A 1,651-nucleotide genomic window follows, 5' to 3' on the forward strand; every position below is an offset into this window, starting at 1 on the left:
CCGCTGTGCACGCGCAGCACGTCGGCCAGCGCCATGTTGATGTCGCCGCCGCTGGCCAGCGTGGCAGTCTCGCCGCTGACGACCTGCAGCTGCTGGCCCGCCACCATCGCCAGGCCGCCGCGTGCGGCCAGTGCGATCACGGCGTCGCTCGTGTGCGGCACCTTGCCTTCGCCGGTGGCGATGGCCTTGTCTGCTGCATCCGCATAGGCGGTCTCGAGCGCATCGGCGGCGACCATGCCGCTGGCGGTGCGCTCCATCGCGGCGTACGGGGCGCGCTCCTTGTCGAGTTGCGATTCGTCGGCCTTGGTTGCCCCGATGTGCCCGGCCAGCTGCACGGTCTCGTGGGTCCTGGCCGCATCGCTCAGGGCCTGGCCCAGCTGCTGCACCTGCTTGAGCAGCGCCATGCCGGCGGCGAAGTCGCCCACGGGCTCCAGCTTCTGGCCGCCTGCGCCGTGGTAGGTGCTCAGCAGCACGCCCTTGCCGCCGCGCAGGGCGGCATAGCCGTCGGTGCGCAGCTCCAGGCCCTGGCCGCGGAAGCTGCCGCGGAAGTTGTCGGCCTGGTGGATCAGGTGGCCCAGGTTCAGCTGGCTGTGGGCGGTGCTGGCATGCAGCTGCACGCGCAGCTGCTGGCTCGAATCGTCGAACACCAGCTGGCTGAAGCCCTCGCCGCCGAACTCCTTGGTCTTGAAGCCGGTCAGGGCCGCGGCGTTGCGGTGGCCCTTGTCGTCGGCGCTGGCGCCGTGCCAGGGCGGGGCATGGCCGGCTGCGAGGTTGGCCTGGGCGCTGGGCGAGGCGTTGCTCGCCTGGGCGAAGACGTCGTTGTTGTCGTTGCTGTCGCTGCCCTGTTCGCTGTTCTCACCGGTGCGCGATGCGCCGCCGGGCGTGGGGGCGATGCCGCCGTCGCCGCGGCCGTTGTACAGCGCCCCGACGATGACGGGCTGGTCCACATCGAGGTCGACGAACTTGACCAGCACTTCCTGCCCGATGCGCGGCAGCCACTGCCAGCCCATGCCGGGGCCCGCCTGGCGTTGGGCCACGCGGATCCAGCGGGTGCTGCGGTTGTCCTGGGCGTTGTCGCCGTTGCTGCTGTTGCCGTTGTCGTTCGATCCGTTCTGCCAGTGGAAGCGCACGCGCACGTCGCCGCGGTCGTTGCAGTACAGCTCGTCGGCGCCATTGGGCGAGGTCTCGCCCGAAGGTCCGACCACGATGGCGCTGTGCACGCCGCTGGCCGTGGGCCTGGCGTGCAGGCGGGCACCGTCGGCCGCGGCCAAGGCGGGGCGCCAGGGGCGTGGGGCGTGCACACCCGAGAAGCTGTTGGCGTAGCCCTGGGCCTGGGCGGTTGCGAGGCTCTGGGGCTGCGGATAGATGTGGTTGTCGTTGCTCGTTGCCACTGCTGCAGACACCAGCCCGAACACATCGGCCTCGGCCGTCACGGGAGCACACGGTTGGTCGAACACCAGGTGTTCCGTCAGCGCGCCCAGCTGCGCCGCAATCGACGCCGCCGTGTCCTTGGGCAGATTGTTGATGCCCACGTGTTCGACGGTGTCCAGCAGCAGTGCCGGCTTGGCCTGCAGCCCGAGTGCAGGCGCGTCGTCGATCTCGAGGCGCGTGCCCGCGCGCAAGGTGCGCACGGTGCTGTGGCCCAGCATCA

At 70.8% G+C, this 1,651-nt stretch carries 1 protein-coding gene; it reads right to left on the minus strand.

Translation table 11 applies throughout. The annotated features are described in order from the left end of the window. Positions 1-1,651 (minus strand): type VI secretion system Vgr family protein (locus VHAB30_RS30905; protein WP_159279713.1); only part of this gene is annotated, 1,651 nt, incomplete at both ends.

It is taken from the genome of Variovorax boronicumulans, from assembly GCF_009811375.1.
GTDB classification, from domain to species: domain Bacteria; phylum Pseudomonadota; class Gammaproteobacteria; order Burkholderiales; family Burkholderiaceae_C; genus Variovorax; species Variovorax boronicumulans.